Raw genomic sequence first — 22824 nt, forward strand, 5'->3', positions numbered from 1 at the left:
ATCAGGCGGGCGCGAAGCTGTACACCTGGCCGTCGCTGGTCGCGGCGACGACGCGGTGGTCCCGACTGATCGACACGCCCACCGGGAATCCGGTGGCCTGCGGAAGCGGATAGCGGTTCAGGGTGTGTCCGTCGGTGGGATCGAAAGCCAGTAACGCCATCCCGGATGCTCCGTCGCGGGCGACGGTGTAGGCGACTTTGGGTCCGGCCTGACTCGAGGTGGTCAACGGTTCGACATCGTCTCGGCGCCAGGCCAACTCGCCGCGGGCGCCGGAATCTTTCACCTCGGCCAGCGCGGTGTCCGGACCGCCGCCGGTCAGGATCACCCCGTCCGGCGCCACCGTCGGGGGCGTCTGCGGCTGAAAGCCAAGTGGCACAGACCATTTCACCCTGCCATTGGATGCGTCGAGCGCCCACAGCGCATTGTTGCGGCCGTTGACGTAGACCGTCTTACCGTCCGCGGACAGCACCGGGCTGGCCAGCACCCCGCCGGTGACCGCGTCGCTGGTCCACTCCCGGGTCACCAGTGGCGTCTGCCCGGGGTGGTACTGCAGGCCGACCAGCGTGGCGGCAGGCGCGCCCGGCTGCCAGATCCCCACGACGATCATCTGCGACGCCGTCGAGTAGGCCGGTGCTGCCGCCACCGGGCAGCCGCGCCGGGCGGGCCCGCAGTCGGTGAGCCCGCGCTGCGAGTCGGTCGGGTTGAGGTCGGCGACCAGGTCGATCGCCGTGCCGACGACGGTGCCGCGGTGTGCGTCGAACACCAGCACCTGGCCGAGGTGCGTCACGACCAGCAGCTGTCCGTTGGCCAGAATCCTTGGGGTCTGCGGCATTCCGATGACCTGCTGGCGCCACCGGATCCACTGGGTGGTCGGGAAGCTGACGATGGAGCCGGGCTGGCCGACATAGACATTGTCGAAACCGTCGATCAACGGACCGGCGAACCCGCCGCCGAGCACCATGCGGCTACACCACCGCTGCCGGCCGTCGTTGTCGTTCTCCCAGACCATCAGCGAGCAGCCGGTCGCGGTCTGCCCGTTGGCTACCAGATAGGCGCCGGAGCCGATCGCGACGGCGGCGCCCAGACTCCCTTTGACCGCTCGGGTCCAGTCGAGGGTCAGCGCGTCCGCACCGGCGGTCGGGGTGTAGCTGCTGTTGGCCGCATCGCCGTACTGGGCGGTCCAGCCGAGTGACGGCGCGGCGTCGACCCAAGAGTCGGTGTTGCCGCAGCCGGCTGCCGCCACGGCGATCAGAGCCGCTGCCGCCGGTGCTGAGATTCGCCGGAGTGGCCGCAGCACCAGTGACGCTCCCTTCTGACTTCCGAGCCCGGACGTGTCCCCGGACCAGGACCGAGGGTAACCCGTGGCGGAGTCGCGCTCGCGTAGGCTTTCCGGCCATGACGAGCATGTGGGGCGCGCCGATCCACAAACGCTGGCGGGGTTCGCGGCTGCGAGACCCACGTCAGGCCCGGTTTCTGACCATGGCATCGCTGAAATGGGTGCTGGCCAACCGCGCCTACACGCCGTGGTACCTGATCCGGTACTGGCGGCTGCTGAAGTTCAAACTCACCAATCCGCACATCATCACCCGAGGCATGGTGTTCCTCGGCAAACGCGTCGAGATCCACGCCACCCCCGAGTTGGCGCAGATGGAGATCGGCCGCTGGGTGCACATCGGCGACGGGAACACGCTGCGCGCACACGAGGGATCGCTGCGGCTCGGCGACAAAGTGGTGTTCGGCAAGGACAACGTGGTCAACACGTATATCGATATCGAGTTCGGCGAGTCGGTGCTGATGGCCGACTGGTGCTACATCTGCGATTTCGACCACAAGATGGACAACATCGAGATGCCGATCAAGGACCAGGGGATCGCCAAGAGTCCGGTGCGGATCGGCCCGGACACCTGGATCGCCGCCAAGGTGACCGTGCTTCGGGGTACCACGATCGGGCGCGGCTGCGTCCTGGGTGCGCATGCGGTGGTCAAGGGTGTCATCCCGGACTATTCGATCGCGGTCGGAGCGCCTGCCAAGGTCGTCAAGAACCGGCAGCTGGCCTGGGAGACCTCGGCGGCCGAACGCGCCCAGCTCGCCGCGGCGCTGGCTGACATCGAACGCAAAAAAGCGGCGCGCTAGCTGTCATGACCGAACCGGACGGCCCCGAGATCGACTACCGGTTCACGCTGGCCAATGAACGGACGTTCTTGGCCTGGCAGCGCACCGCGCTGGGGCTGCTGGCCGCCTCGGTGGCGGTCATTCAGTTCGTCCCCGAGCTGGGTGTACCCGGCGCGCGGCATGTGCTCGGCATCCTGCTGGCAGTGTTGGCGACGGCGACCGCCGTGGTGGGGCTGGTCCGGTGGGCGCAGGTGGACCGCGCGATGTGCAGGGGAGAAGAGCTTCCCCGTCATCCGACTCCGGCCTATCTCGCGGTGGGCCTGACCGTGATCGGCCTGTTGGTGGCGGTGTTCGCGATCATCAGGATGGTCTCGGGTTGAGTGATTCGGGTCTGCAGGCCGAGCGGACGTCGCTGGCCTGGACACGGACCTCGTTCGCGCTGTTGGGTAACGGTGCCCTGCTGATGGTGCGCGATATCGACGAACACCGCGCCGGGTTCGGACTGGCGGCCGCCATCATCGCCACCGCGCTGGCCGTACTGACCTATGTGATCGGGTTGCGACGTCAGCGCACGCTGGCCAGACGCCCACTGCCGCAGTCGATCACCCCGCGGCGCGAGGTGTACCTGTTGACTTTCCTGGTCCTGGTGCTGATCGGGGTGTCGGTGTCCGCCCTGCTGCTCTGAGCGGGTCTCAGGCTCACCGCCGGCCGGCCGGCCGCCGACTGTCGGCCACCACGGTCAAGGCGTCGGCCGCCGCGGTCAGCGTCTCGTCGATATCGCGGTCCGTGTGTACCAGGGAGACGAAGAGGTTCTCGAACTGCAGCGGATGGAACAGCACTCCACGGACCAGCATCTCCTGATACCAGCGGGTGAACAGCTTCTCGTCGGCGTGTGCGGCGGCGTCGCGCCAGTTGTGGATGGGACCGTCGGCGAACCACAGCTGGAACACGGTTCCCAGGCCCTCGACGTATGCGTCGAGACCACGTTCGACGGCCAGCGCTGACAGTCCTTCGGCGAGTCGGAATCCCAAGGCGCGCTGCCGTTCGTAGAGCCCTGGTTCGGACAGCACGTCCATGGTGGCCGAGACGGCGGCGCATTGCACGACGTTCGCGTTGTACGTGCCCGAATGCGAATAGATGCCGTCGGCGATCAGTCGCATCGCGTCGACCGACCCGCCGACCGCGGCGACGGGGAAGCCGCCCCCGAGCCCCTTGGCCAGCGTGGTCAGATCCGGTGTCACACCGAACCATTCCTGGGCGCCGCCGCGGGCGAACCGGAATCCGGTGATCACCTCGTCGAAGATGAGCAGCGCGCCGTACTTGCGGGTTTCGCTGCGCAGCAGTTCGAGGTAGCCGGGTTCGGGCAGGATGCAGCCGGTGTTGAAGACGGCAGGTTCGGTGAGCACCGCGGCCACCTCGTCGCCGCGTTCGGCCATCAACGCGATGAAGCTCTCCGGGTCGTTCCAGGTGAGCACCACCAGGGTGTCCTCGAGTTCGGCGGGCACGCCCGGCCCCATCGCGACCGGCCTGGGGTGGTCGGCCGGCCCGGCCAGCGCCGGGTCGACGTGGTTGGACCAGTACACGGTGTCTTGCCAGCCGTGATAGTGCCCCTCGAAGCGGACGACTATGCGCCTGCCGGTGGTGGCTCTGGCCAGTCGCACCGCTGTCCCGACCGCCTCCGACCCGGAGTTGGTGAACCGGACCTGCTCGATCCCCGGGACCGCGGCGACCACCTTTTCAGCGGCCTCGATCTCCAACTCGTAGGGCAGTCCGAAGCACGTGCCGAGCTCGTTGATCGCTTGTGTGACAGCCTGTGTCACCACCGGGTGGCGGTGTCCGAGGATCATCGGCCCCAGTCCGAGCAGGTAGTCGACATAGCTGTTTCCGTCGACGTCGACTATGCGGGAGCCCTGGCCGTCGGCGATGAACAACGGGTAGGGCTTCCAGCCGTTGCGCGGCAACCGCGCGGTCGAGCCGGCTCCGCCGGGCACCGTCACCTTCGCCCGCTCGAACATCGCGTGGGTGGCGGACGTGCGGGCGGCGAAGGCGTCGGCGAAAGGCATCGGATTCTCGGTCGTATCTTGGGCTGTCATGGTCAGCCTGCCGAGTGCACCGGCGCGGCAAGGAGAGTCGCGACGGTCTGGCGCAGTATCTCGGTGGTCGCGATCATGTCGGGAATCGAGACCCACTCGTCGGCGGCGTGATAGTTACCGCCTTCGGGCCCGAACAGCACCGTCGGGATACCGGCTTCCTGGAACAGCGCGGCGTCGGTCCAGGCGTTGAGACCTGTCACCGGCGAACGGGTGCCGTTGACGGCTTCGGTGGCGTCGGCCAGGGCGGCCAGCAGCGCCTCGTTGCCCTGACCGGTGAAGGGGTCGCGGTCCAACCGGACCTGGACCTCACCGGAGAAGCGCGGTTCCTGTTGGCGCACTTCGTCGAAGATGGCTTCGATCTCGGCGACCCGGTCGGTGAGGCGCTCTCCGGGCTGCGTGCCGATCTCGATACCCAGGACGACCTTGTTGGGATAGGTGGCGTAATCGGTGCCGCCCGAGATGGTGCCGGTGTGGAACACCGTCCTGCCGTTGCGCGGGTCCGGGTTCGGCGTCCAGGTGGTGGTGTCGAGGCGATGCAGGCGCGTGATCACCTCCGCCATGTGCACGATGGCGTCGACCCCCTTCTCGGGTGCCGAGCCGTGCGCAGGTACGCCGTGCACGATGATGTCGATCCAGCCGAATCCCTGGTGCTCCCCGAAGATCACGTGTGAGCCTTCGGGCTCGAGGTTGATCGCCAGGTCGATCTCGTCGGCGTGATGGGCCACCAGGTGCTCGGTGCCGATACTGACGCCTTCTTCGTCGGCGACCATCGCGACGAGGACGTTTCCGGCCAGCGGGGTGTTGGTGCGGACCAATTCGCGTACGGCGAGCATGGCGGCCGCGCAGCCACCCTTGTCATCGGCTACCCCGAGCCCGATCATCAGGTCACCCTTGACCTCCGGCACCAACGCCCGGTCGGCCCAGTTGGCATAGCCGACGGTGTCGCTGTGCGCACTCAGACATACGGTCGGCCCCGGTGAGGTTCCCCGCAGCCAGGCCAGCACGTTGGGCCGACCCGGCTCGACCTCCTCGATGATGACGTCGAGGCCGAACTCCTCGAACCAGTGCTTCATGAAGGTCGCGACCTCGCCTTCGCCGGCCCCGCCCGGGATGAGCCACGGCGTGACCGAGTCGATACGGACCAGCTTGTCGAGCAGGTCGATCGCCTCTTCGCGGCTGACGGTCATGAGATGTTCTCCTTCTGTAGGGATGGCGGAAAATGACAGGCGACGCGGTGTTCGGCGTCGGGGGCATCGGGTGGCGACTGCAGCGCGGGGATCTCCGTGTGGCAGCGTTGCGGCTCGCCGAGTTCGCGGTGCAGGGGGCATCGTGGTGCGAACCGACAGCCGGGGGAGGTGTCGGTGGCATTCGGTGGTTCGCCGGTGAGCAGAGTCCGTGGGCCGCGGCGATGGGCGTCGGGTCCGGAGCGCGGCACCGGCATGACGCCGACGAGCGCACGGGTATAGGGGTGCGCCGGGTTCCCGATCACCTCGGCAGCCGGTCCCTCCTCGACGATCCGGCCCAGGTACAACACGGCGACCCGGTCGGCGAAGACACCCGCCAAGGCGAGGTCGTGCGTGATGAACAGCGTTGCGACATCGAGACGTTCGCGAAGGTCCAACAGCACCCGGATGATCCCGGCCCGCAGCGAGACGTCGAGCATCGAGACCGGCTCGTCGGCCACCAGTAGACGCGGTTCCACCGCCAGCGCCGCGGCGATGGCCACCCGCTGGCGCTGACCGCCCGACAGGGTGAACATCCGGCGGTCTGCCACCGAGGAGGCGGGTTGCAGTCCGCACGACTCCAATGCGGACAACGCGGCGGCCCGCCGAGCCCCGGGATCCAGTTCGGGACGATGGATAGCCAACCCCTCGGCGACGACTTCCGCCGCCGTCGCGGTGGCGGGCAGAGCGTCGAAGGGATCCTGGAAGATCATCTGGAACATGCGACGCAGCCGGCGCAGCTCGCGCCCGCGGACGTGCGTGATGTCGACACCGCCGACCGACACGCTGCCCTCGGTAGCCTCGACCAGGCGCATGATGGCTCGCGCGACAGTGGTTTTGCCGCAACCTGATTCCCCGACGAGTGCGACGATTTCGCGTTCGTGGACCACCAGGTCGACGCCGTCGACCGCCCTGGCCAGCAGTTGCTTGCGGCCGTTGCGCACCGGGAAGTGCACCCGCAGATTGCGGATCTCGGCAATCACTGCGCCGGTCATCGGGGGTCACCGCCGATCAGATGGCAGGCTGCGATGTGTCCGCGGGAGCCCGGCACATCGCGCAGGGCGGGTTGGATACTCGCGCATTCGGGCGTCATCACCGCACACCTGGCATGGAATCGGCAGCCTTCCGGTGGGTGCGCGAGATCGGGCGGTCCGCCGGGTATTCCGGTGATCGACGCGCGGCCGGCACCGGGTTGCGGGTAGCAGTCCAGCAGCCGACGGGTATAGGGATGGGCCGCGCCGCCGGTGAACATCGCTGCGGCAGGGCCGGATTCGACGACCCGGCCGGCGTACATGACAGCGGTCCGATCACACAGTTCCGAGAGCACGGTCAGATCGTGGGAGATGATCAGCATCGCCAGCCCGAGTTCGTCGGCGAGGCGACGGATCAGATCGAGGATCTGCGCCTGGGTCATCACGTCCAGGGCCGTGGTGGGCTCGTCGGCGATGACGAGGTCCGGATGGCACGCCAGGGCCATCGCGATCGACGCGCGCTGTTTCATACCGCCCGAGAACTGATGTGGATAGTCACCGGCCCGACGCGGTGAAATCCCCACCTGGGCGAGGAGTTCGGCGACCCGGTCGCGGATGGCCCGCCGACTCTCGGAGGGCTCGTGGGTGTGGATCGCCTCGGCGATCTGGGCGCCGATCGTCATCACCGGGTCGAACGCGTTCATCGCACCCTGGAAGACGATGGAGAGCCGGGCCCAGCGCAACGATCGCCGGCTCCGCTCGTCCAGGGTGAGCAGGTCGATTCCGTCGAACATCAGGCGATCGGCAGCCACATTGGTCCAGCGGGGTAGCAGCTGTGTCACGGCGAGCGCCAGTGTGCTCTTCCCGCAGCCGGATTCGCCGGCGAGGCCGACCACTTCGCCCGCGCCGACCTGCAGGTCGACCTGGTCGACTGCACGGACGTCGACCCCGTCCATGCGATAGCTGACGGTCAGGTTGCGAATGTCCAACAGGCTCACTGGTTCACCGCCAGCATGGGATTGAGTACCCGTTCGAGGCTCTGACCGACCAGAGAAAAAGCCAGCACCACCACCACGATCCCGATGCCGGGCGGCAGGAAGTACCACCAGCAGCCGTTGCCCACGGCGCCGGTGACGAAGGCGTTGTGCAGGATCTGTCCCCACGAGGTGCGGGTGGGGTCACCGAGCCCGAGGAAGGACAGCGTCGCCTCGGCGAGAATCGAACCCGCGATCACCAGGACCGCGTTGGCGATCACCAGCGCCATGACGCCCGGCAGGATCAGCCGCCACAGGATGCCCAGCGAGGACAGGCCGACCGTGCGCGCCCTGGCGACGACCTCGCGTTCCCGCAGCACCAGTGCCTGGGATCTGACGATGCGCGCGGTGCTCGGCCAGCTGGTGATGGCGATGACGATGACGATCATCATCAGGCTCTGCCCGATGATGGCGCCCAGTGCGATCATCAACGGCAGGTTCGGCAGCACCAGGAAGAAATCGGTCACCCGCATGAGCACGGAATCCGTCGGACCGGCGAACCAACCCGCCAGCACGCCGACGGTTGTGCCGATCAGCACGGTGATCAGGGTGGCGATGATGCCGATCTCCAACGAGACCGAGGCTCCTGCGAGCACCTGCCGGAGCACATCGCGACCGAGTTCGTCGGTGCCCAGCAGGTGCGCACCGCTGGGCGGCTGCAGGATTCCCGTCCGCGATTCGGCCACCGACCCGCGGTCGTACGGTGCCAGGAGCGGGCCGATGATCGCGACAGCGACGGCGAAGGCGACCATGAGGGCACCCGTGCGGCCGATCGGGTCGAGCCAAACCTGGTGCACCATGCCGCGCCAGCCGGTGACGGGTCGGGTTTCGTCGGTCATGTCAGCCTCACCCGGGGATCGAGCATCCGGTACACGACATCGCTGGCGAAGTTCGCCACTACAACGACCACTGCAAACACCAGAAAGCACGCCTCCATCACCGGATAGTCACGGCGCAGCACCGACAGATAGATCAGCTGGCCCATGCCCGGCCAGGAGAACACGGTCTCCACCTGGATGGTCCCACCGACGGTGGCGCTGGCGTACAACGATGTCGCGGTCACCACCGGTAGCAGGGCGTTGCGAACACCGTGGCGCCACAACACCCGTCGCGGAGTGAGGCCTTTCGCCCGTGCGGTCACCATGTAGTTCTCGGAGAAGGTGGCCAGCAGCGAGCTACGGGTGATCAGCACGAACTGGGCAATGTCGACGAGCACCATGGCGATCGTGGGCAGCGCCAGATGTCTTGCCAGATCGGATATCTGGGTCAGCACCGTCGGGTAGATCGCATCGGCGGTGTACATGCCCGCGATCGGCAGCGCGCCGAGACTCACCGCGAACGTGAAGATCAGCAGCATCCCCACCCAGAAGGTGGGCAGGCTCCAGAACACCAGCGAACCGATGACGAAGCCTGCGTCCGAACGGGTTCCGCGGCGCGACGCGGCGAAGACGCCGACCAGCACGCCGAGGATGATCACCAGCAACGTCGAGACCGTGACCAGGATGAGCGTGTTGCCGAGTGCCTTGAGGACGATCGGCCCCACCGGCGCGTGATAAGTGTACGAGTAGCCGAGGTCTCCCTTGACGAGATTGCCCAGATACGAACCGAATTGGGCTAGCAGTGACCGGTCGAGGCCGTAGAACGTCCGCAGTCGCGCGATCGCATCGGCGTCGAGATGCTGCCCGCGCGCGATATGGGTGACCGGATCGCCCGGCATCAGGTGGAACAGCACGAAATTCGTTGCCAGCACCGCCGCCAGGGTGACCGCGAGATAGGCGAGTTTGCGCCCGATGTATTGCGGCATCGACGATCACGCCGGCTTCACGTCGAGGTAGTTGGCCCGGGGGAAGTTCAGGATCATGCCGCCGTTGATCGGTTTCCAGCCGGTCCAGGTGTTCGAGCGGGTGCCGGTGAGCTTCTTCTGGTACCACATGACGATGTAGGGGCAGGCCGTGTAGTGCAGGGCTTGCATCTCCTGGGCGATCGCCACCCGTGCCCCACGGTCGATCGTCGTCGCCTGTTTGGCGTACAGCTCGTCGTAGCGCGGGTCGGTCCAGAACGTGTCGTTGTTGCCGCCGATCTGGTCGGTGGTGGGAATGCCGAGCAGATATGACGGGTCGTAGAGCGCGGAGTCCCAGCCCCACACCATGATGTCCCAGTCCGGTGCGTTGGTGTTGTAGACCGTGGAGCCCATCGAGTCGGCGTCGGTGGTGGACAGGTGCAGCGTGATGCCGACGGCTTTCGCGGCGGTGATGAACAGGTCGGCGGCCTTGACGTCGACGGCGGTATCCGCGATGGCCAGGATCCGGAAGTCGAGCGGTACTCCATCCGGTGACTGGCGGACCCCGTTGCGTTCGGTGAAGCCCGCGGCGTCGAGGAGCTGTTTGGCCTTGGCCGGGTTGTTGTCCAGGAGCTGATCGGCCGACGGGGTGAAATGGAAATCGCCGAACGCAGGTGGCAGCAGGTCGGTGCCCGGCTGGCCGAATCCGCCGAGTGCGAGCTCCACCAGCTGTTGGCGGCTGACAGCACAGCTCAACGCCTGCCGGATGACCTGGTTGCGCAGCAGGGGGTTGCCTTTTGAACCGGGCGCGGTCGAGCAGTTGAATCCGATCATGTGGAACGAGAACGAGTTCATCTCGGCGGTGGCGACATCCTGGGCGCCCTTGAGCCCGGTAAAGATGGTCGGGGGCACCTCGGCGACGATGTCGATATCGCCGGTGCGCAGCGCCTGTGTGACGATGTCGTCGCTGCCGAACTTGGTCCACGTCACCTTCTCCGCGGCCGGCTTCGTTCCCCACCACGAGTCGTTGCGTACGACGGTCGTGACGGTGCCTTTGTTCCACGAGTCGAACTTGAAAGGCCCAGTGCCGATTGGCTTGTCGTTCGCATAGTCGGTGAGTTTGTCCTTGCCGACGGTCTCCCAGATGTGCTTGGGGGCGATCGGCATGATGACGGCAGGGTCGAGGGTCTGCGGCGCAGAGTACGAGAGCCGGACCTCGGTGTCGGAGACCTTGGTGACGTCTGTCAGTTCCTTGAAGTAGGCACCATAGGTGCCGTAGTTGTTGTCGCGCACCATCAGGTACGTGAAGACGACGTCGTCGGCGGTGAAGGGCTGGCCGTCGTGCCACTTCGCGTCCGAGCGCAGGGTGTAGGTGAACGTCTTGCCGCCATCGGTGACGTCGACTTTCGTGGCGAGCACGGGTTGGGTTTTCAGGTCGGCGTCGTAGTCCATCAGCTTGTCGTAGAGCAACTGCATCACGTCGTAGGACTGGGTGGAGAACGCGGTGAAGGGGTTGAGCGAGTCGATATCGGTGGTGGATCCCACGCGCAACACCGTGCTGGTCTTGGTCTCCGGCGCGCAGGCGGCCAACGCGGCCGCACCGCCGAGAGCGACCGCGACGACCGCCGAAGTGCGAAGGAAACCACGCCGATTCATCGCGAGCCCGTCCGTCGCGAGCCCGTCCGTCGCGAGCCTGTTAATCTCAGCCATTGCTCGAGCCTCTCCATGACCAGTGTGCATACACAGTATGATGAGCAGACCATATTCTGGCTGGATTTCCACGATGTTTCGTGTTTTTTGCATCCTTGTAGCGCAATTTCGCTGTACGGCATAGGTATCGAGCCGCCAGGAAGTCACTACCTAGTTAATATGCTCAATATAGTTAATACGCGCCTCGGGGTGTGCTAAGGGAGGTGCGATGCGCCCCGTGACCGAGATCGCCGAGCGCTGCGTTGACCCGCCGCGCTGGATGTCAGTGTGGGACAACCGGTGTCGCCGGCGACGGATCCGCCTGGCTAGCCGCGCCCGGGCAGGGCGTGTTCCACGATCGGCCGCCGGTCCTGCGGCTCCCGCTCGCGGCGCTTGGCTGCGAGATAAACCTTTGCGGTGTGGGTGGCGACCGTCGGCCAGGAGAAATCGGAGGTCAGTCGGTCCCGGGCGGCCACCGCCCGGCGCTGCGCTCCCACCGGGTCGTCGAGCACCGTCCGCACGGCGGCGGCCAGTGCGGCCAGGTCGCGCGGCGGGAAGGACGATCCCGTGACACCGTCGATCACCGCTTCTCCGAGGCCGCCGACGTTCGAGGTGACCAGGGGAGTGCCGGCCGCGGCGGCTTCCAGCGCCACGATGCCGAACGGTTCGTAGTGGCTGGGCAGCACGGCGGCATCGGCTCGGTGCAGGAGTCGCAGAAGTTCTGAATGATCAACGAGGCCAACGAAATTCGTCGCCTTGATTACCTTGTGCTTGCGCGCTTGTTCGATCAGCCAGTCGCGCTGCGTGCCGTCGCCGGCAATCGTGAGTGTGGTTCCGGGATGGGTGCGACGGATCCGCGGCAGCGCGGCGATGGCGTCTTGCGCGCCCTTCTCGTATTCGAGGCGGCCGACGAACAGCAGTTCCGGGGGGCCGGTGCGGCGCTGTCGTCGCGTGAATGGCCAACCTTCGGTGTCGATCCCGTTCGGGATGACCGTCGACTCGCTCAGGCCGAAGCCGAACAGGTCGGCGATCTCGTCGCCCATCGAGTGTGAGCAGGTGATCAACGCATCTGAGTCGCGCACCAGCCACGATTCCACCGCGTGCACCTGTCGGCTGATGGGTCCGGCCACCCAGCCAGAGTGCCGGCCGGCTTCTGTCGCGTGAATCGTGGAAACCAGTGGCACGTCGTAGAATTCGGCTAGTGCGATGGATGGATGGGCCACCAGCCAGTCGTGCGCATGGACGATATCGGGTCGCCAGGTGCGCCCCCGTGGACCGCGGATCGCCAACCCGGCCCGCAACATTGCATGGCCCATCGCCAGCGTCCAGGCCATCATGTCCGTCCCGAAGGTGAACTCGTGCGGGTCCTGCGCGGCCGCGACGATCCGCACCCCTTCGCTGATGCTGTCGGTCGACGGATGTGAGCGCGGGTCGGTGTTGGACGGTTGCCGGCTCAGCACGACCACCTCGTGGCCGGCCGCAGCCAGCGCGGTCGCCAGTTGGTAGACATGCCTGCCGAGGCCGCCGATCACCACCGGCGGGTACTCCCACGACACCATCAAAATTCTCACGGGCGAGGCAACCGCCGGGCGTCGAGCGCCCCGAACAACCCGTCGGCGCGGTTCCAGCCTGTGGCGAGGCGTTCGGCGGCCTCCCGCCGCCCTGATGCCAGCGCGTCGGCGATCTCCCGGGTCGCGTGGGCATGCAGGTGGGCGCGATATCGCGCGTAGTCGGCGGCAGAGTCCTTACTGACCATGAAGGGCCAGTCGGAGGACACGGTGAGCAACGTCTCGCGCACGATCTGGTCGGCGACAAAGTCCCGTGGCACGGTGGCACCCGGAGTGCTGTTCTGCTCCAGCGCCTTGTCCACCGTCGTCAATGCGGTGTCGACCACCTCGGTGTTCAGAGTCACCAGATCGGCCACCTGCTCACCCGCCCACACCTGCCAGTCCTTGCCGGAACCCCAAGAGCTGGGCGGTAATTCGACACTCTGACCGACGAATCCCTGCGCGGCTGCATCCGCCAGGGTGCCGATTCGTACCCCGGCCTCGGGCAGGGCCCGCAGCACCCGCTCCAGCCAGATCGGGCCTTCGTACCACCAGTGCCCGAACAGTTCGGTGTCGAACGCGGCCACCACGTGCGCAGGCCGGCCGATGCGCTCGCTTTCGGAGATCAGGCGCCGCCGGACGATATCGACGAAGTCGGCGACATGGCTGTCGACGGCCCGGTCGGCGCGCTCCGGATCGTAGGGCGCCTTGTCTTCCGAGGGCACGTTGCGCCCCGTCACGCGCGCCGGCTTCAGGCCGGTGACGTGGTCGTAGGTGTGGAAATCGCGGTAGGCGGCGTGGCCGGGATAGCCGGATTTCGGTGACCACACCCGGTAGCTGACCTGGAGGTCGCGCCCGAATGCGACGACGTCGGTGTCGCCGACCGGACGCCCGAGCGCGGTGTCACCGTGCAGGGAGGGCCCGTCGACCATGAAATGCCCTACTCCGGCGGCGGCGTAGCCGAGTTCCATCCCCGGGGCGTAGGCACACTCCGGAGCCCAGATCCCGGCAGGTGACCGCCCGAAGCGGTGCCGCGCGTCGGCCAGCCCCTCCCGCAGTGCGAACTCCCGCAGTCGCGGATGCAGTAGCGGTTGGAACGGATGCGCCAACGGGCCGCCGAGCAGCTCCACGGTCTCCGCGTCGATGAGTTCCCGTAGCACGGGGCTGCCGCCGTGCCGCCACAGGGTGGCGAAGTCGTCGAGGGCCCGATCGGCCTCGGCGTACTCGTGAATTCCGAACGTGCGCAGCGCCTCTGGGGTGCACGCCGTATCCGGGGCTGCGGTGCCGCGGCGGCTGGGGCTCGCTACCTGGGTTCGGGCTTCGACCGCCCGCAATTGCCAGTTCGCCAGCCAGTGGTGCATTCCCTCGAGGCTGTACGGATCGTCGAGTTGGGCGGCCACGACCGGCGTCATGCCCAGGGTGACCAGGTTGCGTCGATTCTCGGCGGCCAGCGTGCGGAGCACCCGCAGCAGCGGGAGGTAGGCGGCCGACCAGGACTGGTAGAGCCACTCCTCGCCGACCGGCCACCGGCCATGATGGGCCAACCACGGCAGATGGGTGTGCAGCACCAGCGTGAACATCCCGGGTACGGCCCCGGTTGCCCGCCCGGAAACAGCAGTCACGGACGCACCGCGATCGCCACCAGATCCAGGCTGCTATCGATATCGGCGCTGTCGGCGTCCGAGATATCGAAATCATCGGTGGTGATCCCGGCAATATCGGCCAGCAGGTCGGCAGGCCACGGTGCGTCGGCCAGTGCGCGGGCGATCTGCGCCTCGATGATGGAGCCGCCGTAGCGCGCGTCGAGGCCTTGCAGGCGCGCACCGTGAAAGACCCCGGAGACGCTTTCGATGGTGAAGCCGCCGTCGCTCAGTAGTTCGGTCAGTTCGGCGGCATTGAGCTCGCGGGTGTGGAACGGGTTGATCGGGGTGTCGCTGTCCGGGGTGAACGTGATCCGGTTCGGCGTCGACATCATCAACAGCCCGCCTGGCCGCAGCACCCTGCGACATTCCGCGACGAACTGCGGCTGATCCCAGAGATGCTCGATGACCTGGAAGTTCACCACCACATCGACCGATGCGTCGGGCAGTGGCAGCTCTGCGAGATTTCCCTGGATCACCTCGACCCGCGGATAACGCGCCCGGACGTGTGCGACGGCGGACTCGTCATAGTCCACCCCGACGACGTGGGAGGCGACGTCGGCCAACAGGTCAGCGCCGTACCCTTCGCCGAATCCGGCCTCCAGCACGTCGCGGTCTGTGCAGCGCTGCGCCAGGCGCCGGTAGACCACCTCGTGGCGGCGGAACCAGTAGTTCTCGATGTCCAGGCCCGGGATGGTGCGCTCGCCGGTCAGCGGTAGCGACGGACCAGAAGGGCCGGGGAGTCCCGAGGTGTCGGAGGTTGAAGTGCTCATTGGAAGGCAGGCTAACCCGAAGCCGACCCATCGAGTAGCGCATCCGACCCTTCGCCGGGGTGAGGGGGTCAGAACCCGCAGGACGACCCGCTATGGTGGACGAACGGACCACCATAAGTTACCGACTAGTAACATTGCGGGGTGGGCCGAAACAGTGGCCAAAGGCAGAGTTCTTCACGGCGCTCACAACGCAGTGAAGGCCCTTCGAGGAGGACGAAACAGAGTCATGACGAACATCGTGGTCCTGATCAAACAGGTCCCTGACACGTGGTCGGAGCGCAAGCTTTCCGATGGCGATTACACCCTTGACCGGGAAGCGGCCGACGCCGTGCTGGACGAGATCAACGAGCGCGCCGTCGAGGAAGCGCTCCTGATCAAGGAAAAGGAAGCCGCCAACGGGATCGAAGGTTCGGTCACGGTGCTGACCGCGGGTCCCGAGCGCGCCACCGAGGCGATCCGCAAGGCCCTGTCGATGGGTGCCGACAAGGCCGTTCACCTCAAGGATGACGGCCTGCACGGTTCCGATATCGTCCAGACCGGATGGGCCCTGGCCCGTGCGCTGGGGACTGTCGAGGGCGTCGAGTTGGTCATCGCCGGTAACGAGGCCACTGACGGCGTCGGCGGCGCGGTCCCGGCGATCATCGCCGAGTACCTCGGCCTGCCGCAGCTCACGCACCTGCGCAAGCTGTCGGTCGCCGACGGCAAAATCACCGGTGAGCGCGAGACCGACGACGGCGTGTTCGCCCTCGAAGCGAGCCTGCCCGCGATCGTCAGCGTGAACGAGAAGATCAACGAGCCGCGTTTCCCGTCTTTCAAGGGCATCATGGCCGCCAAGAAGAAGGAAGTCACCACTCTCACCCTCGCCGAGATCGGTGTCGAGGCTGACGAGGTCGGCGTGGCGAATGCGGGTTCGACGGTGCTGTCGTCCACCCCGAAGCCGCCCAAGACTGCAGGCGAGAAAATCTCCGATGAAGGTGACGGCGGCACGAAGATCGCCGAGTACCTGGTTGCTCAGAAACTCATTTAAGGAATCGACACATGGCTGAAGTACTTGTGCTCGTGGAGCACTTCGAAGGTGCACTCAAGAAGGTCACCGCTGAACTGATCACCGCTGCCCGCGTCCTGGGTGAGCCGTCCGCCGTCGTGGTGGGGGCTCCTGGTACGGCGGCGCCGCTGGTCGACGGTCTCAAGGCCGCAGGTGCGGCCAAGATCTACGTCGCCGAGTCCGACGACGTGGACAAGTTCCTGGTGACCCCCGTGGTCGACGTCCTCGCCGCGCTGGTCGAACAGGCCACCCCGGCAGCCGTCCTGGTGGCGGCCAACGCCGACGGCAAGGAGATCGCCGGCCGGCTGGCCGCGCGCATCGGCTCCGGCATCCTGGTCGACGTCGTCGAGGTGAAGGAAGGCGCCATCGGCGTCCACAGCATCTTCGGTGGCGCGTTCACCGTCGATGCCCAGGTCAACGGCGACACCCCGGTCATCACGCTCCGTCCGGGCTCCGTCGAGGCCGTCGCCGCCGACGGTGCCGGCGAGCAGGTCACCGTCGAGGTGCCGGCACCTGCGGAGAATGCGACGAAGATCACGTCTCGCCAGCCGGCGGTCGCTGGTGACCGGCCGGAGCTGACGGAGGCATCGGTGGTCGTCGCCGGTGGCCGCGGTGTCGGCAGCGCGGAGAAGTTCAGTGTCGTCGAGGGTCTCGCCGACTCGCTGAACGCCGCGGTCGGTGCCTCGCGCGCCGCCGTGGACTCCGGTTACTACCCGGGTCAGTTCCAGGTGGGCCAGACCGGCAAAACGGTGTCGCCGCAGCTCTACATTGCGCTGGGCATCTCCGGAGCCATCCAGCACCGGGCCGGTATGCAGACCTCGAAGACCATCGTCGCCGTCAACAAAGATGAAGAGGCGCCGATCTTCGAGATCGCCGATTACGGCATCGTGGGCGACCTGTTCAACGTCACCCCGCAGCTGACCGACGCGGTCAAGGCCCGCAAGGGCTAGCTTTTTCTGCGCGAGCAGACACAAAGTCCCCCATTTCCGTGGCGAGATGGGGGACTTTTGTGTCTGCTCGCCCTGAGACGTCACCCAGCGTGCACGGACACGACACGCGCTGATTGCCGTCCCGCTGTCCTGTTGGGCGACCGTGCTGGCTATGAGCACCGCTTCCGTACTCATCGCCGCCGATCATCCGACCGAATCTGCCGACGTCCCGCAGTACACGCTGCTGCTTTCCACCGATCCAGAGCTGATCGACGCGGCGCAGCGGCTGCGCTATGACGTGTTCACCTCCGAGCCGGGTTTCTCCCTGCCTGCAACCGATGGCCGGGATGCCGACAGGTTCGACGAACATTGCGATCACCTGATCGTCCGCGAGGACCGCTCCGGCGAACTGGTCGGCTGCTATCGGATGCTTCCGCCACCCGGCGCCATCGCGGCTGGAAGTCTTTACACCGCAACCGAATTCGACGTCCGGGCAGTGGATTCGCTGCGACCCTCACTGGTCGAGATGGGCCGCGCGGTGGTGCGGGAGGACCATCGCAACGGCGCGGTGGTGTTGCTGATGTGGGCCGGCATTCTCGCCTACCTCGACCGCTGCGGCTACGACTACGTCACCGGCTGCGTGTCGGTGCCCACCCACGACCCGGCCGATCCGAGCGCCGAGCCCGGCCGTGAGATCCGCGGAGTGCGAGATTTCGTCTCCAAACGCCACGCGGCTCCGGCCGAGTACACCGTGTACCCGTACCGCCCGGTGGTCCTGGGTGGCAAGACACTCGACGACATCGCCCCGCCTGCGCGGCCGACGGTGCCGCCGCTGATGCGGGGCTATCTGCGTCTCGGTGCCGAGGTGTGCGGCGAACCGGCCCACGACCCGGACTTCGGGGTGGGGGATTTCCCGGCGCTGCTGGACAAACGCAAGGCCGATACCCGGTACCTGACGCGCCTGCGTTCGGTATCGGCGGCCAGTCAAATGGGCGATGGAATGACCGGGGGGACCGCAGCATGACCAATCCCAATCCGTGGCTGCCGCGAGCATCGTGCGGAGCCGAATGCATCCGGGCCGGGTCCGGACAGGCCGGTCGCCGGGCGGCAGTGGCGCTGCGCACCACACTGCGAACCATTCTGGCGCTGATCCTGATCCCGGCGCTGCCGCTGTTGGCGGTTCCGCTGCCCGGCCGCTCCCACATCCAGCGCGGCTACTGCCGGTTGGTGTTGCGCTGCCTAGGCGTGCGAATCACGGTGTCGGGCGGCCCCATCCGCAACCTGCGCGGTGTGTTGGTGGTCAGCGGCCATGTGTCCTGGGTGGACATCTTCACCGTCGGTGCGGTGATGCCGGGATCGTTTGTCGCCAAGGCCGAGATGATCAGCTGGCCCGCACTGGGCGTGCTGGCCCGCCTGATGAAGGTGATCCCGATCGAACGGGAAAGCCTGCGCCGGCTCCCGGAAGTGGTCGACGCCGTGGCGGCGCGTCTGCGCGCCGGACACACCGTCGTCGCCTTCCCCGAGGGCACCACCTGGTGCGGCCTGGGCTACGGACCGTTCCGGCCGGCGATGTTCCAGGCCGCGATCGATGCCGGCCGACCGGTGCAGCCGCTGCGGCTCAACTATCACCACCGCGACGGCAGCACCTCGACGGTGCCCGCCTACATCGGCGACGACACCCTGTTCGAGTCGATCCGCCGGCTCATCGTGGCCCGGCGGACGATCGTCGGCGTGCACGTCGAATCGTTGGAGCTGCCCGGCACTGACCGCCGGGCGCTGGCCGCTCGGTGCGAGGCCGCGGTTCGCGGCGCGCAGGTGCCCCAAGCGGTGCACGGGCACGCTCTGGCAGCCTGATTCCGGGGGAGGTCAGCGGAGGCGAGGATCGGGCCGTGCTACAGCTATCCTTGGTTGGTCATGAGCCCGTCCATTCCGGTGTACCTCGACCACGCCGCCACCACCCCGATGCACCCTGCTGCGATCGAGGCGATGACGAGTGTGCTCGGCACGGTCGGCAACGCGTCGTCGTTGCACAGCGCCGGGCGGGTGGCCCGGCGGCGGATGGAAGAGGCCCGCGAGACCATCGCGGCCCAGCTGGGGGCTCGTCCGTCCGAGGTCATCTTCACCGCGGGTGGCACCGAGAGTGACAATCTCGCCGTCAAGGGCATCTACTGGGCCCGCCACGACGCCGACCCGAGTCGTCGGCGCATCATCAGCACCGCGGTGGAACATCACGCCGTGCTGGATTCGGTGATCTGGCTGACCGAGCACGAGGGCGCCGAGGTCACCTGGCTGCCCACCGAGCCGGATGGTTCCGTCACCCCTGCGGCTCTGCGGGAGGCTCTTGCCGACGGTGACGACGTCGCATTGGTGACGATCATGTGGGCCAACAATGAGATCGGCACGATCATGCCGATTCACGAACTGGCCGCGGTCGCCGCCGAATACGACGTGCCGATGCACAGCGATGCCATCCAGGCCATCGGCCAGGTGCCGGTGGCCTTCGCCGCCAGCGGGCTGTCGGCGATGAGCATCGCTGCGCACAAGTTCGGCGGCCCGACCGGTGTCGGCGCGCTGCTTCTGCGACGGGACACTGCCTGCGTGCCGCTGACCCACGGAGGTGGTCAGGAACGCGATGTCCGTTCCGGCACACCGGATGTCGCGGGTGCGGTAGCGATGGCGGCGGCGGCGAAGATCGCCGCCGAGTCGCTGTCGGCCAGCGCCACGCGGCTGCGTGAACTGCGGGACCGGCTGATCGAGGGTGTGTTCGCCGAAATCGACGATGTGATCCTCAACGGCGCACCCGAGGCCCGGCTACCGGGCAACGCGCACTTCACCTTCCGCGGATGCGAGGGCGATTCACTGCTGATGTTGTTGGACGCCAACGGAATCGAATGCTCGACCGGGTCGGCGTGCACGGCCGGTGTCGCGCAGCCCTCGCATGTGTTGGTCGCGATGGGCGCGGATCCGGCAACAGTGCGCGGCTCGATCCGGCTGTCTCTGGGGCACACCAGTGTCGATGCCGACGTCGACGCCGCGTTGCAGGTGTTGCCCGCGGCCGTTCAGCGGGCCAGGCAGGCTGCGCTGGCCAGTGCCGGACAGGTCCGCTGATGCGTGTACTGGCCGCGATGAGCGGTGGCGTCGACTCGTCGGTGGCCGCCGCCCGGATGGTCGACGCCGGACACGACGTCGTCGGCGTGCATCTGGCGCTGTCCTCGGCGCCGGGCACCTTGCGGACCGGATCACGCGGGTGCTGCTCGAAGGAGGACGCCGGCGATGCCCGCCGTGTTGCCGATGTCCTCGGAATCCCGTTCTATATATGGGATTTCGCTGACCGCTTCAAGGAAGACGTCATCGACGACTTCGTCGAGTCCTATGCTCGAGGCGAGACGCCGAATCCGTGCGTGCGCTGCAACGAGCGGATCAAATTCTCCGCGCTGTCCGCGCGCGCGCTCGCACTCGGCTTCGATTCGGTGGCCACCGGGCACTACGCCAGGCTCAGCGATGGGCGGCTGCGGCGCGCGGTGGACGGTGACAAAGACCAGTCCTATGTGTTGGCCGTGCTGACTGCCGAGCAGCTGCGGCATTCCGCGTTCCCGATCGGTGACACGCCGAAGGCGTTGATCCGCGAAGAGGCCGCCCACCGTGGTCTGGCGGTCGCCGAGAAGCCGGACAGCCACGACATCTGCTTCATTCCGTCCGGCGACACCAAGGCTTTTCTGGGCGCTCGGATCGGCGTGCGGCGCGGCTCGGTCGTCGACGCGGGCGGCGCCGTGCTTGCCGAACACGACGGTGTGCACGGTTTCACCATCGGCCAGCGTAAAGGCCTCGGGATCGCCGGACCCGGCCCGGATGGACAGCCCCGTTACGTCACCGGGATCGACGCCGAGAGCGGCACGGTGCGGGTGGGTTCGGCTGCCGATCTGGAGATCTTCGCCCTGACCGGCGAGCGGCCGGTGTTCACTTCGGGCACCGCGCTGACGGGACCGGTCGACTGCGATGTTCAGGTCCGCGCGCACGGTGGAATTGCTTCTGCCATAGCAGAATTCGTTGACGGTGAGCTGCGAGTCCAGCTGCGTTCACCGCTGCGCGGGGTCGCCGGCGGGCAGACGATGGTGCTGTACCGGCCCGACGCCGCCGACGGCGACGAAGTGCTGGCCAGCGCCACCATCAGGCGCTGACGCTAGGGCTCGAGATCCTTGCCGCAGCTCGTGAGGATCGCTCCGAAATTCCACAGCAACAGCCGTGAGCTGATCGCCTCCATCGCCTTACCGCCCGCGCGAGCCGGATGGGTGTAGCTGCTGAGCCAGTCGACGTGCGTGCCGTCGCCCGTCGGCGTGAAGGTCAGGGTGCCGCCGTCGTGGTCAAAGACCGGTAGCGAGCGGGTAATTCGATACGAGTAACTCTTCGGCGGGTCGTAGGCAGTGATCTCCTCGCGGAACCACATGCCGGTTCCCCATACTTCCCGCACGGCGCCGACACCCTGTGCGGCAGAACCCTGCGCCCAGTCGGCCTTGAGCACCAGCGGAGCGGTCGTCAGGCGGGCCGGATCGGCCAGCCAGTCGAAGACCCGCTGCGGTGAGGCGTCGATCACCCGTTCCACATGAATGTTGACCATGCCCAGAAACGTTAGCCCGGCTTTTGTGTCAGCGTGTCACCGTGTTGTGGCATAGTCGAACGCATGTTCGACGGGTCGTTGCTGGGGCCTGCCGAGCTGTGTGAGGTCTCTGATGCTGGGCTGGTCGGGGCGGTGCAGGGGTATGGGCGGGCGTCGGCGGTCAGTGATGCGCGGCGGTTGGCGCCGATTGCGGAGTTGGTGACCCGCCGGTGTGGTGATGAGGCTGATGAGCGGCATCTGTGGACCTGTGACCCGTGGGAATCTGTCGCCGCGGAGGTGGGCGCGGCGTTGAACATCGGCGTTGTTTCTGCGGGATCGGGTGCCTGCGGTCAACGTGTTGTTCTTGGCGGGTGTGGTCGACCTGAAGGTGGTGCAGAAGCTGAAGTATCGCACCAAGTTTGTCGACGAGGACGTGTTGCCCGTGCTGGATGCGACGTTGGCGGAGCGGGTGGTGGTCTGGGGCGGGCTGTCTGATCTCCAGGTGGAGAAGAAGATTGATCAGTTGATCGAGCAGCATGATCCTGACGCGGTGCGCCGGCGGCGGGGCGCGGTTCGTCAGCGCGATATCACCATCGGTGATTGGGAGGACGACATCGGCACGACGTCGATCTGGGGGCGGTTGTTCGTCACCGATGGCGCGGTGGTGAAGAAGCGCTTGACGGTGATGGCTAGTGGTGTTTGTGCGGATGATCCGCGCACGGTGGGGCAGCGCCGCGCCGATGCGTTGGGCGCATTGGCGGCGGGTTCGGATCAGCTGTCATGTCGGTGCGCAAGCCCCGACTGCCCGGCCCGATCCTGATCTGCACGGCGAAGGTAAGCCTGAGCCCGAACCCGCTCCGCGGCCCGCGCGCCCCACTGCCGGTGTCATCGTTGGCGGCGGTATCGTGCCGCCGGCGCTGCTGGCGGAGTTGATCCGTACCGGGGTGACAGTTCGGCACGTCGTCAGCCAGGGCCTGGAAGCTGAGCGGCACCATATTCCGTCGGCCAAGCCTGCGGAATTCGTCCGGATGCGGGATCTGACGTGCCGATTCCCGGGGTGCTACTGCCGAAAGCATCATCTGTTGAAAACCTGGTGGACCGGCGGAGACGGCTGGTCGGATGAACAACGCCCCGATGGCACCATCATCGTCACCAGCCCCACGGGCAAGAATTACACCACCAAACCCGGCAGCAGCCTGCTGTTCCCGGACTGGAACATCATCACCGCACCGTCGCCACCGAATCGCACCCCGCCGGCGCGCGCCCCAGTGCCGAGCTGAAGCTACCGAAACGAAAACGCACCCGCGCCCAAGAGCGGGCATACCGCCGTGCGGCCGAGCGCGCCCACAACATCGAAAGCCAAGGGGCGCCACCTCTTTAGCCCGAGCTTTAGC

Annotated in this window: 23 protein-coding genes; 11 read left to right on the top strand and 12 right to left on the bottom strand. The window is 67.0% G+C overall.

The genetic code is table 11. The features are described 5' to 3' along the window. Window position 1: 1 nt before the first annotated feature. On the bottom strand, window positions 2-1297 hold the full coding sequence (locus H7J73_RS21530) for a BamB-related PQQ repeat family beta-propellar protein (RefSeq protein ID WP_435405554.1): 1296 nt from the start codon (window positions 1295-1297) through the stop codon (window positions 2-4). 98 nt (window positions 1298-1395) lie between these two features. Here H7J73_RS21530 and H7J73_RS21535 point away from each other — a divergent pair, with 98 nt between their 5' ends. From H7J73_RS21535 to H7J73_RS21545, 3 genes are read left to right on the top strand one after another with little or no spacing between them, the layout of a single operon-like run. After that, entirely contained in the window at window positions 1396-2133 is a 738-nt protein-coding gene (locus H7J73_RS21535; protein WP_264069703.1) for an acetyltransferase, read from the top strand. A 5-nt stretch (window positions 2134-2138) separates the two neighbouring features. Continuing rightward, a complete protein-coding gene (locus tag H7J73_RS21540) occupies window positions 2139-2492 on the top strand; it encodes a YidH family protein (protein WP_264069704.1) in 354 nt (117 codons plus the stop codon). Then, window positions 2489-2797, top strand: coding sequence for a DUF202 domain-containing protein (locus H7J73_RS21545; RefSeq protein ID WP_264069705.1), 309 nt, complete (start codon window positions 2489-2491; stop codon window positions 2795-2797). Before H7J73_RS21540 ends, H7J73_RS21545 begins: the two co-directional genes overlap by 4 nt. Window positions 2798-2810: 13 nt before the next feature. Here H7J73_RS21545 and H7J73_RS21550 read toward each other — a convergent pair whose 3' ends face one another. From H7J73_RS21550 to H7J73_RS21595, 10 genes are all read right to left on the bottom strand, one after another. Beyond that, complete coding sequence (locus tag H7J73_RS21550; RefSeq protein WP_264069706.1) at window positions 2811-4205, bottom strand: aspartate aminotransferase family protein; 1395 nt, start codon at window positions 4203-4205, stop codon at window positions 2811-2813. Between the two features lie 2 nt (window positions 4206-4207). After that, window positions 4208-5392 (bottom strand): M20 family metallopeptidase, encoded by a 1185-nt coding sequence (locus H7J73_RS21555; RefSeq protein WP_264069707.1) that lies wholly within the window; start codon window positions 5390-5392, stop codon window positions 4208-4210. Beyond that, complete coding sequence (locus tag H7J73_RS21560) at window positions 5389-6423, bottom strand: ABC transporter ATP-binding protein (protein ID WP_264069708.1); 1035 nt, start codon at window positions 6421-6423, stop codon at window positions 5389-5391. Before H7J73_RS21560 ends, H7J73_RS21555 begins: the two co-directional genes overlap by 4 nt. After that, on the bottom strand, window positions 6420-7397 hold the full coding sequence (locus tag H7J73_RS21565; protein ID WP_264069709.1) for an ABC transporter ATP-binding protein: 978 nt from the start codon (window positions 7395-7397) through the stop codon (window positions 6420-6422). Before H7J73_RS21565 ends, H7J73_RS21560 begins: the two co-directional genes overlap by 4 nt. After that, window positions 7394-8272, bottom strand: a complete 879-nt coding sequence (locus H7J73_RS21570) for an ABC transporter permease (RefSeq protein ID WP_264069710.1) — start codon at window positions 8270-8272, stop codon at window positions 7394-7396. Before H7J73_RS21570 ends, H7J73_RS21565 begins: the two co-directional genes overlap by 4 nt. Next, on the bottom strand, window positions 8269-9237 hold the full coding sequence (locus H7J73_RS21575; RefSeq protein WP_264069711.1) for an ABC transporter permease: 969 nt from the start codon (window positions 9235-9237) through the stop codon (window positions 8269-8271). Before H7J73_RS21575 ends, H7J73_RS21570 begins: the two co-directional genes overlap by 4 nt. Before the next feature lie 6 nt (window positions 9238-9243). Then, the gene (locus tag H7J73_RS21580) at window positions 9244-10923 is read right to left on the bottom strand and encodes an ABC transporter substrate-binding protein (protein WP_264069712.1); all 1680 of its coding nucleotides are present in this window, start codon (window positions 10921-10923) and stop codon (window positions 9244-9246) included. A gap of 305 nt (window positions 10924-11228) precedes the next feature. Next, a complete protein-coding gene (locus H7J73_RS21585; RefSeq protein ID WP_264069713.1) occupies window positions 11229-12473 on the bottom strand; it encodes a glycosyltransferase family 4 protein in 1245 nt (414 codons plus the stop codon). Continuing rightward, the gene (locus H7J73_RS21590; RefSeq protein WP_264069917.1) at window positions 12470-14029 is read right to left on the bottom strand and encodes a 1,4-alpha-glucan branching protein domain-containing protein; all 1560 of its coding nucleotides are present in this window, start codon (window positions 14027-14029) and stop codon (window positions 12470-12472) included. Before H7J73_RS21590 ends, H7J73_RS21585 begins: the two co-directional genes overlap by 4 nt. 38 nt (window positions 14030-14067) lie before the next feature. Next, window positions 14068-14862 carry a class I SAM-dependent methyltransferase gene (locus tag H7J73_RS21595; protein WP_264069714.1) on the bottom strand — a complete coding sequence of 265 codons (795 nt, stop codon included), beginning with the start codon at window positions 14860-14862 and terminating at the stop codon, window positions 14068-14070. A gap of 226 nt (window positions 14863-15088) precedes the next feature. Between H7J73_RS21595 and H7J73_RS21600 the strand changes: the two genes are divergently transcribed. From H7J73_RS21600 to mnmA, 6 genes are all read left to right on the top strand, one after another. Further along, window positions 15089-15889, top strand: coding sequence for an electron transfer flavoprotein subunit beta/FixA family protein (locus H7J73_RS21600; RefSeq protein ID WP_264069715.1), 801 nt, complete (start codon window positions 15089-15091; stop codon window positions 15887-15889). A gap of 11 nt (window positions 15890-15900) precedes the next feature. Then, entirely contained in the window at window positions 15901-16857 is a 957-nt protein-coding gene (locus H7J73_RS21605) for an electron transfer flavoprotein subunit alpha/FixB family protein (RefSeq protein WP_264069716.1), read from the top strand. A gap of 151 nt (window positions 16858-17008) precedes the next feature. Continuing rightward, window positions 17009-17860: a GNAT family N-acetyltransferase gene (locus H7J73_RS21610; RefSeq protein ID WP_264069717.1), complete on the top strand. Its 852-nt coding sequence runs from the start codon at window positions 17009-17011 to the stop codon at window positions 17858-17860. Then, window positions 17857-18690 (top strand): lysophospholipid acyltransferase family protein, encoded by an 834-nt coding sequence (locus H7J73_RS21615; protein ID WP_264069719.1) that lies wholly within the window; start codon window positions 17857-17859, stop codon window positions 18688-18690. The genes H7J73_RS21610 and H7J73_RS21615 overlap by 4 nt, the downstream gene beginning before the upstream one ends. Before the next feature lie 60 nt (window positions 18691-18750). Beyond that, complete coding sequence (locus H7J73_RS21620; RefSeq protein ID WP_264069720.1) at window positions 18751-19944, top strand: cysteine desulfurase family protein; 1194 nt, start codon at window positions 18751-18753, stop codon at window positions 19942-19944. After that, window positions 19944-21014 (top strand): tRNA 2-thiouridine(34) synthase MnmA, encoded by a 1071-nt coding sequence (gene mnmA, locus H7J73_RS21625; RefSeq protein ID WP_264069721.1) that lies wholly within the window; start codon window positions 19944-19946, stop codon window positions 21012-21014. The genes H7J73_RS21620 and mnmA overlap by 1 nt, the downstream gene beginning before the upstream one ends. 2 nt (window positions 21015-21016) lie before the next feature. Here mnmA and H7J73_RS21630 read toward each other — a convergent pair whose 3' ends face one another. Then, window positions 21017-21451 (bottom strand): SRPBCC family protein, encoded by a 435-nt coding sequence (locus H7J73_RS21630; protein WP_264069722.1) that lies wholly within the window; start codon window positions 21449-21451, stop codon window positions 21017-21019. 319 nt (window positions 21452-21770) lie between these two features. Here H7J73_RS21630 and H7J73_RS21635 point away from each other — a divergent pair, with 319 nt between their 5' ends. Together H7J73_RS21635 and H7J73_RS21640 are read left to right on the top strand one after the other, a co-directional pair. Further along, window positions 21771-22250 (top strand): DUF222 domain-containing protein, encoded by a 480-nt coding sequence (locus H7J73_RS21635; RefSeq protein WP_264069723.1) that lies wholly within the window; start codon window positions 21771-21773, stop codon window positions 22248-22250. Next, window positions 22171-22710: a hypothetical protein gene (locus H7J73_RS21640; RefSeq protein ID WP_264069724.1), complete on the top strand. Its 540-nt coding sequence runs from the start codon at window positions 22171-22173 to the stop codon at window positions 22708-22710. The genes H7J73_RS21635 and H7J73_RS21640 overlap by 80 nt, the downstream gene beginning before the upstream one ends. The last annotated feature ends 114 nt before the right edge of the window (window positions 22711-22824 follow it).

It is taken from the genome of Mycolicibacterium komossense (assembly GCF_025822605.1).
Taxonomy (GTDB): Bacteria; Actinomycetota; Actinomycetes; order Mycobacteriales; family Mycobacteriaceae; genus Mycobacterium; species Mycobacterium komossense.

Coding starts and splice junctions, on each gene's coding strand:
- H7J73_RS21535 (WP_264069703.1), top strand. CDS start 1,396: ATGACGAGCATGTGGGGCGCGCCGATCCACAAACGCTGGCGGGGTTCG.
- H7J73_RS21540 (WP_264069704.1), top strand. CDS start 2,139: ATGACCGAACCGGACGGCCCCGAGATCGACTACCGGTTCACGCTGGCC.
- H7J73_RS21550 (WP_264069706.1), bottom strand. CDS start 4,205: ATGACAGCCCAAGATACGACCGAGAATCCGATGCCTTTCGCCGACGCC.
- H7J73_RS21555 (WP_264069707.1), bottom strand. CDS start 5,392: ATGACCGTCAGCCGCGAAGAGGCGATCGACCTGCTCGACAAGCTGGTC.
- H7J73_RS21560 (WP_264069708.1), bottom strand. CDS start 6,423: ATGACCGGCGCAGTGATTGCCGAGATCCGCAATCTGCGGGTGCACTTC.
- H7J73_RS21570 (WP_264069710.1), bottom strand. CDS start 8,272: ATGACCGACGAAACCCGACCCGTCACCGGCTGGCGCGGCATGGTGCAC.
- H7J73_RS21575 (WP_264069711.1), bottom strand. CDS start 9,237: ATGCCGCAATACATCGGGCGCAAACTCGCCTATCTCGCGGTCACCCTG.
- H7J73_RS21580 (WP_264069712.1), bottom strand. CDS start 10,923: ATGGCTGAGATTAACAGGCTCGCGACGGACGGGCTCGCGACGGACGGG.
- H7J73_RS21590 (WP_264069917.1), bottom strand. CDS start 14,029: ATGTTCACGCTGGTGCTGCACACCCATCTGCCGTGGTTGGCCCATCAT.
- H7J73_RS21595 (WP_264069714.1), bottom strand. CDS start 14,862: ATGAGCACTTCAACCTCCGACACCTCGGGACTCCCCGGCCCTTCTGGT.
- H7J73_RS21600 (WP_264069715.1), top strand. CDS start 15,089: ATGACGAACATCGTGGTCCTGATCAAACAGGTCCCTGACACGTGGTCG.
- H7J73_RS21605 (WP_264069716.1), top strand. CDS start 15,901: ATGGCTGAAGTACTTGTGCTCGTGGAGCACTTCGAAGGTGCACTCAAG.
- H7J73_RS21610 (WP_264069717.1), top strand. CDS start 17,009: ATGAGCACCGCTTCCGTACTCATCGCCGCCGATCATCCGACCGAATCT.
- H7J73_RS21615 (WP_264069719.1), top strand. CDS start 17,857: ATGACCAATCCCAATCCGTGGCTGCCGCGAGCATCGTGCGGAGCCGAA.
- H7J73_RS21620 (WP_264069720.1), top strand. CDS start 18,751: ATGAGCCCGTCCATTCCGGTGTACCTCGACCACGCCGCCACCACCCCG.
- mnmA (WP_264069721.1), top strand. CDS start 19,944: ATGCGTGTACTGGCCGCGATGAGCGGTGGCGTCGACTCGTCGGTGGCC.
- H7J73_RS21630 (WP_264069722.1), bottom strand. CDS start 21,451: ATGGTCAACATTCATGTGGAACGGGTGATCGACGCCTCACCGCAGCGG.
- H7J73_RS21640 (WP_264069724.1), top strand. CDS start 22,171: ATGCGTTGGGCGCATTGGCGGCGGGTTCGGATCAGCTGTCATGTCGGT.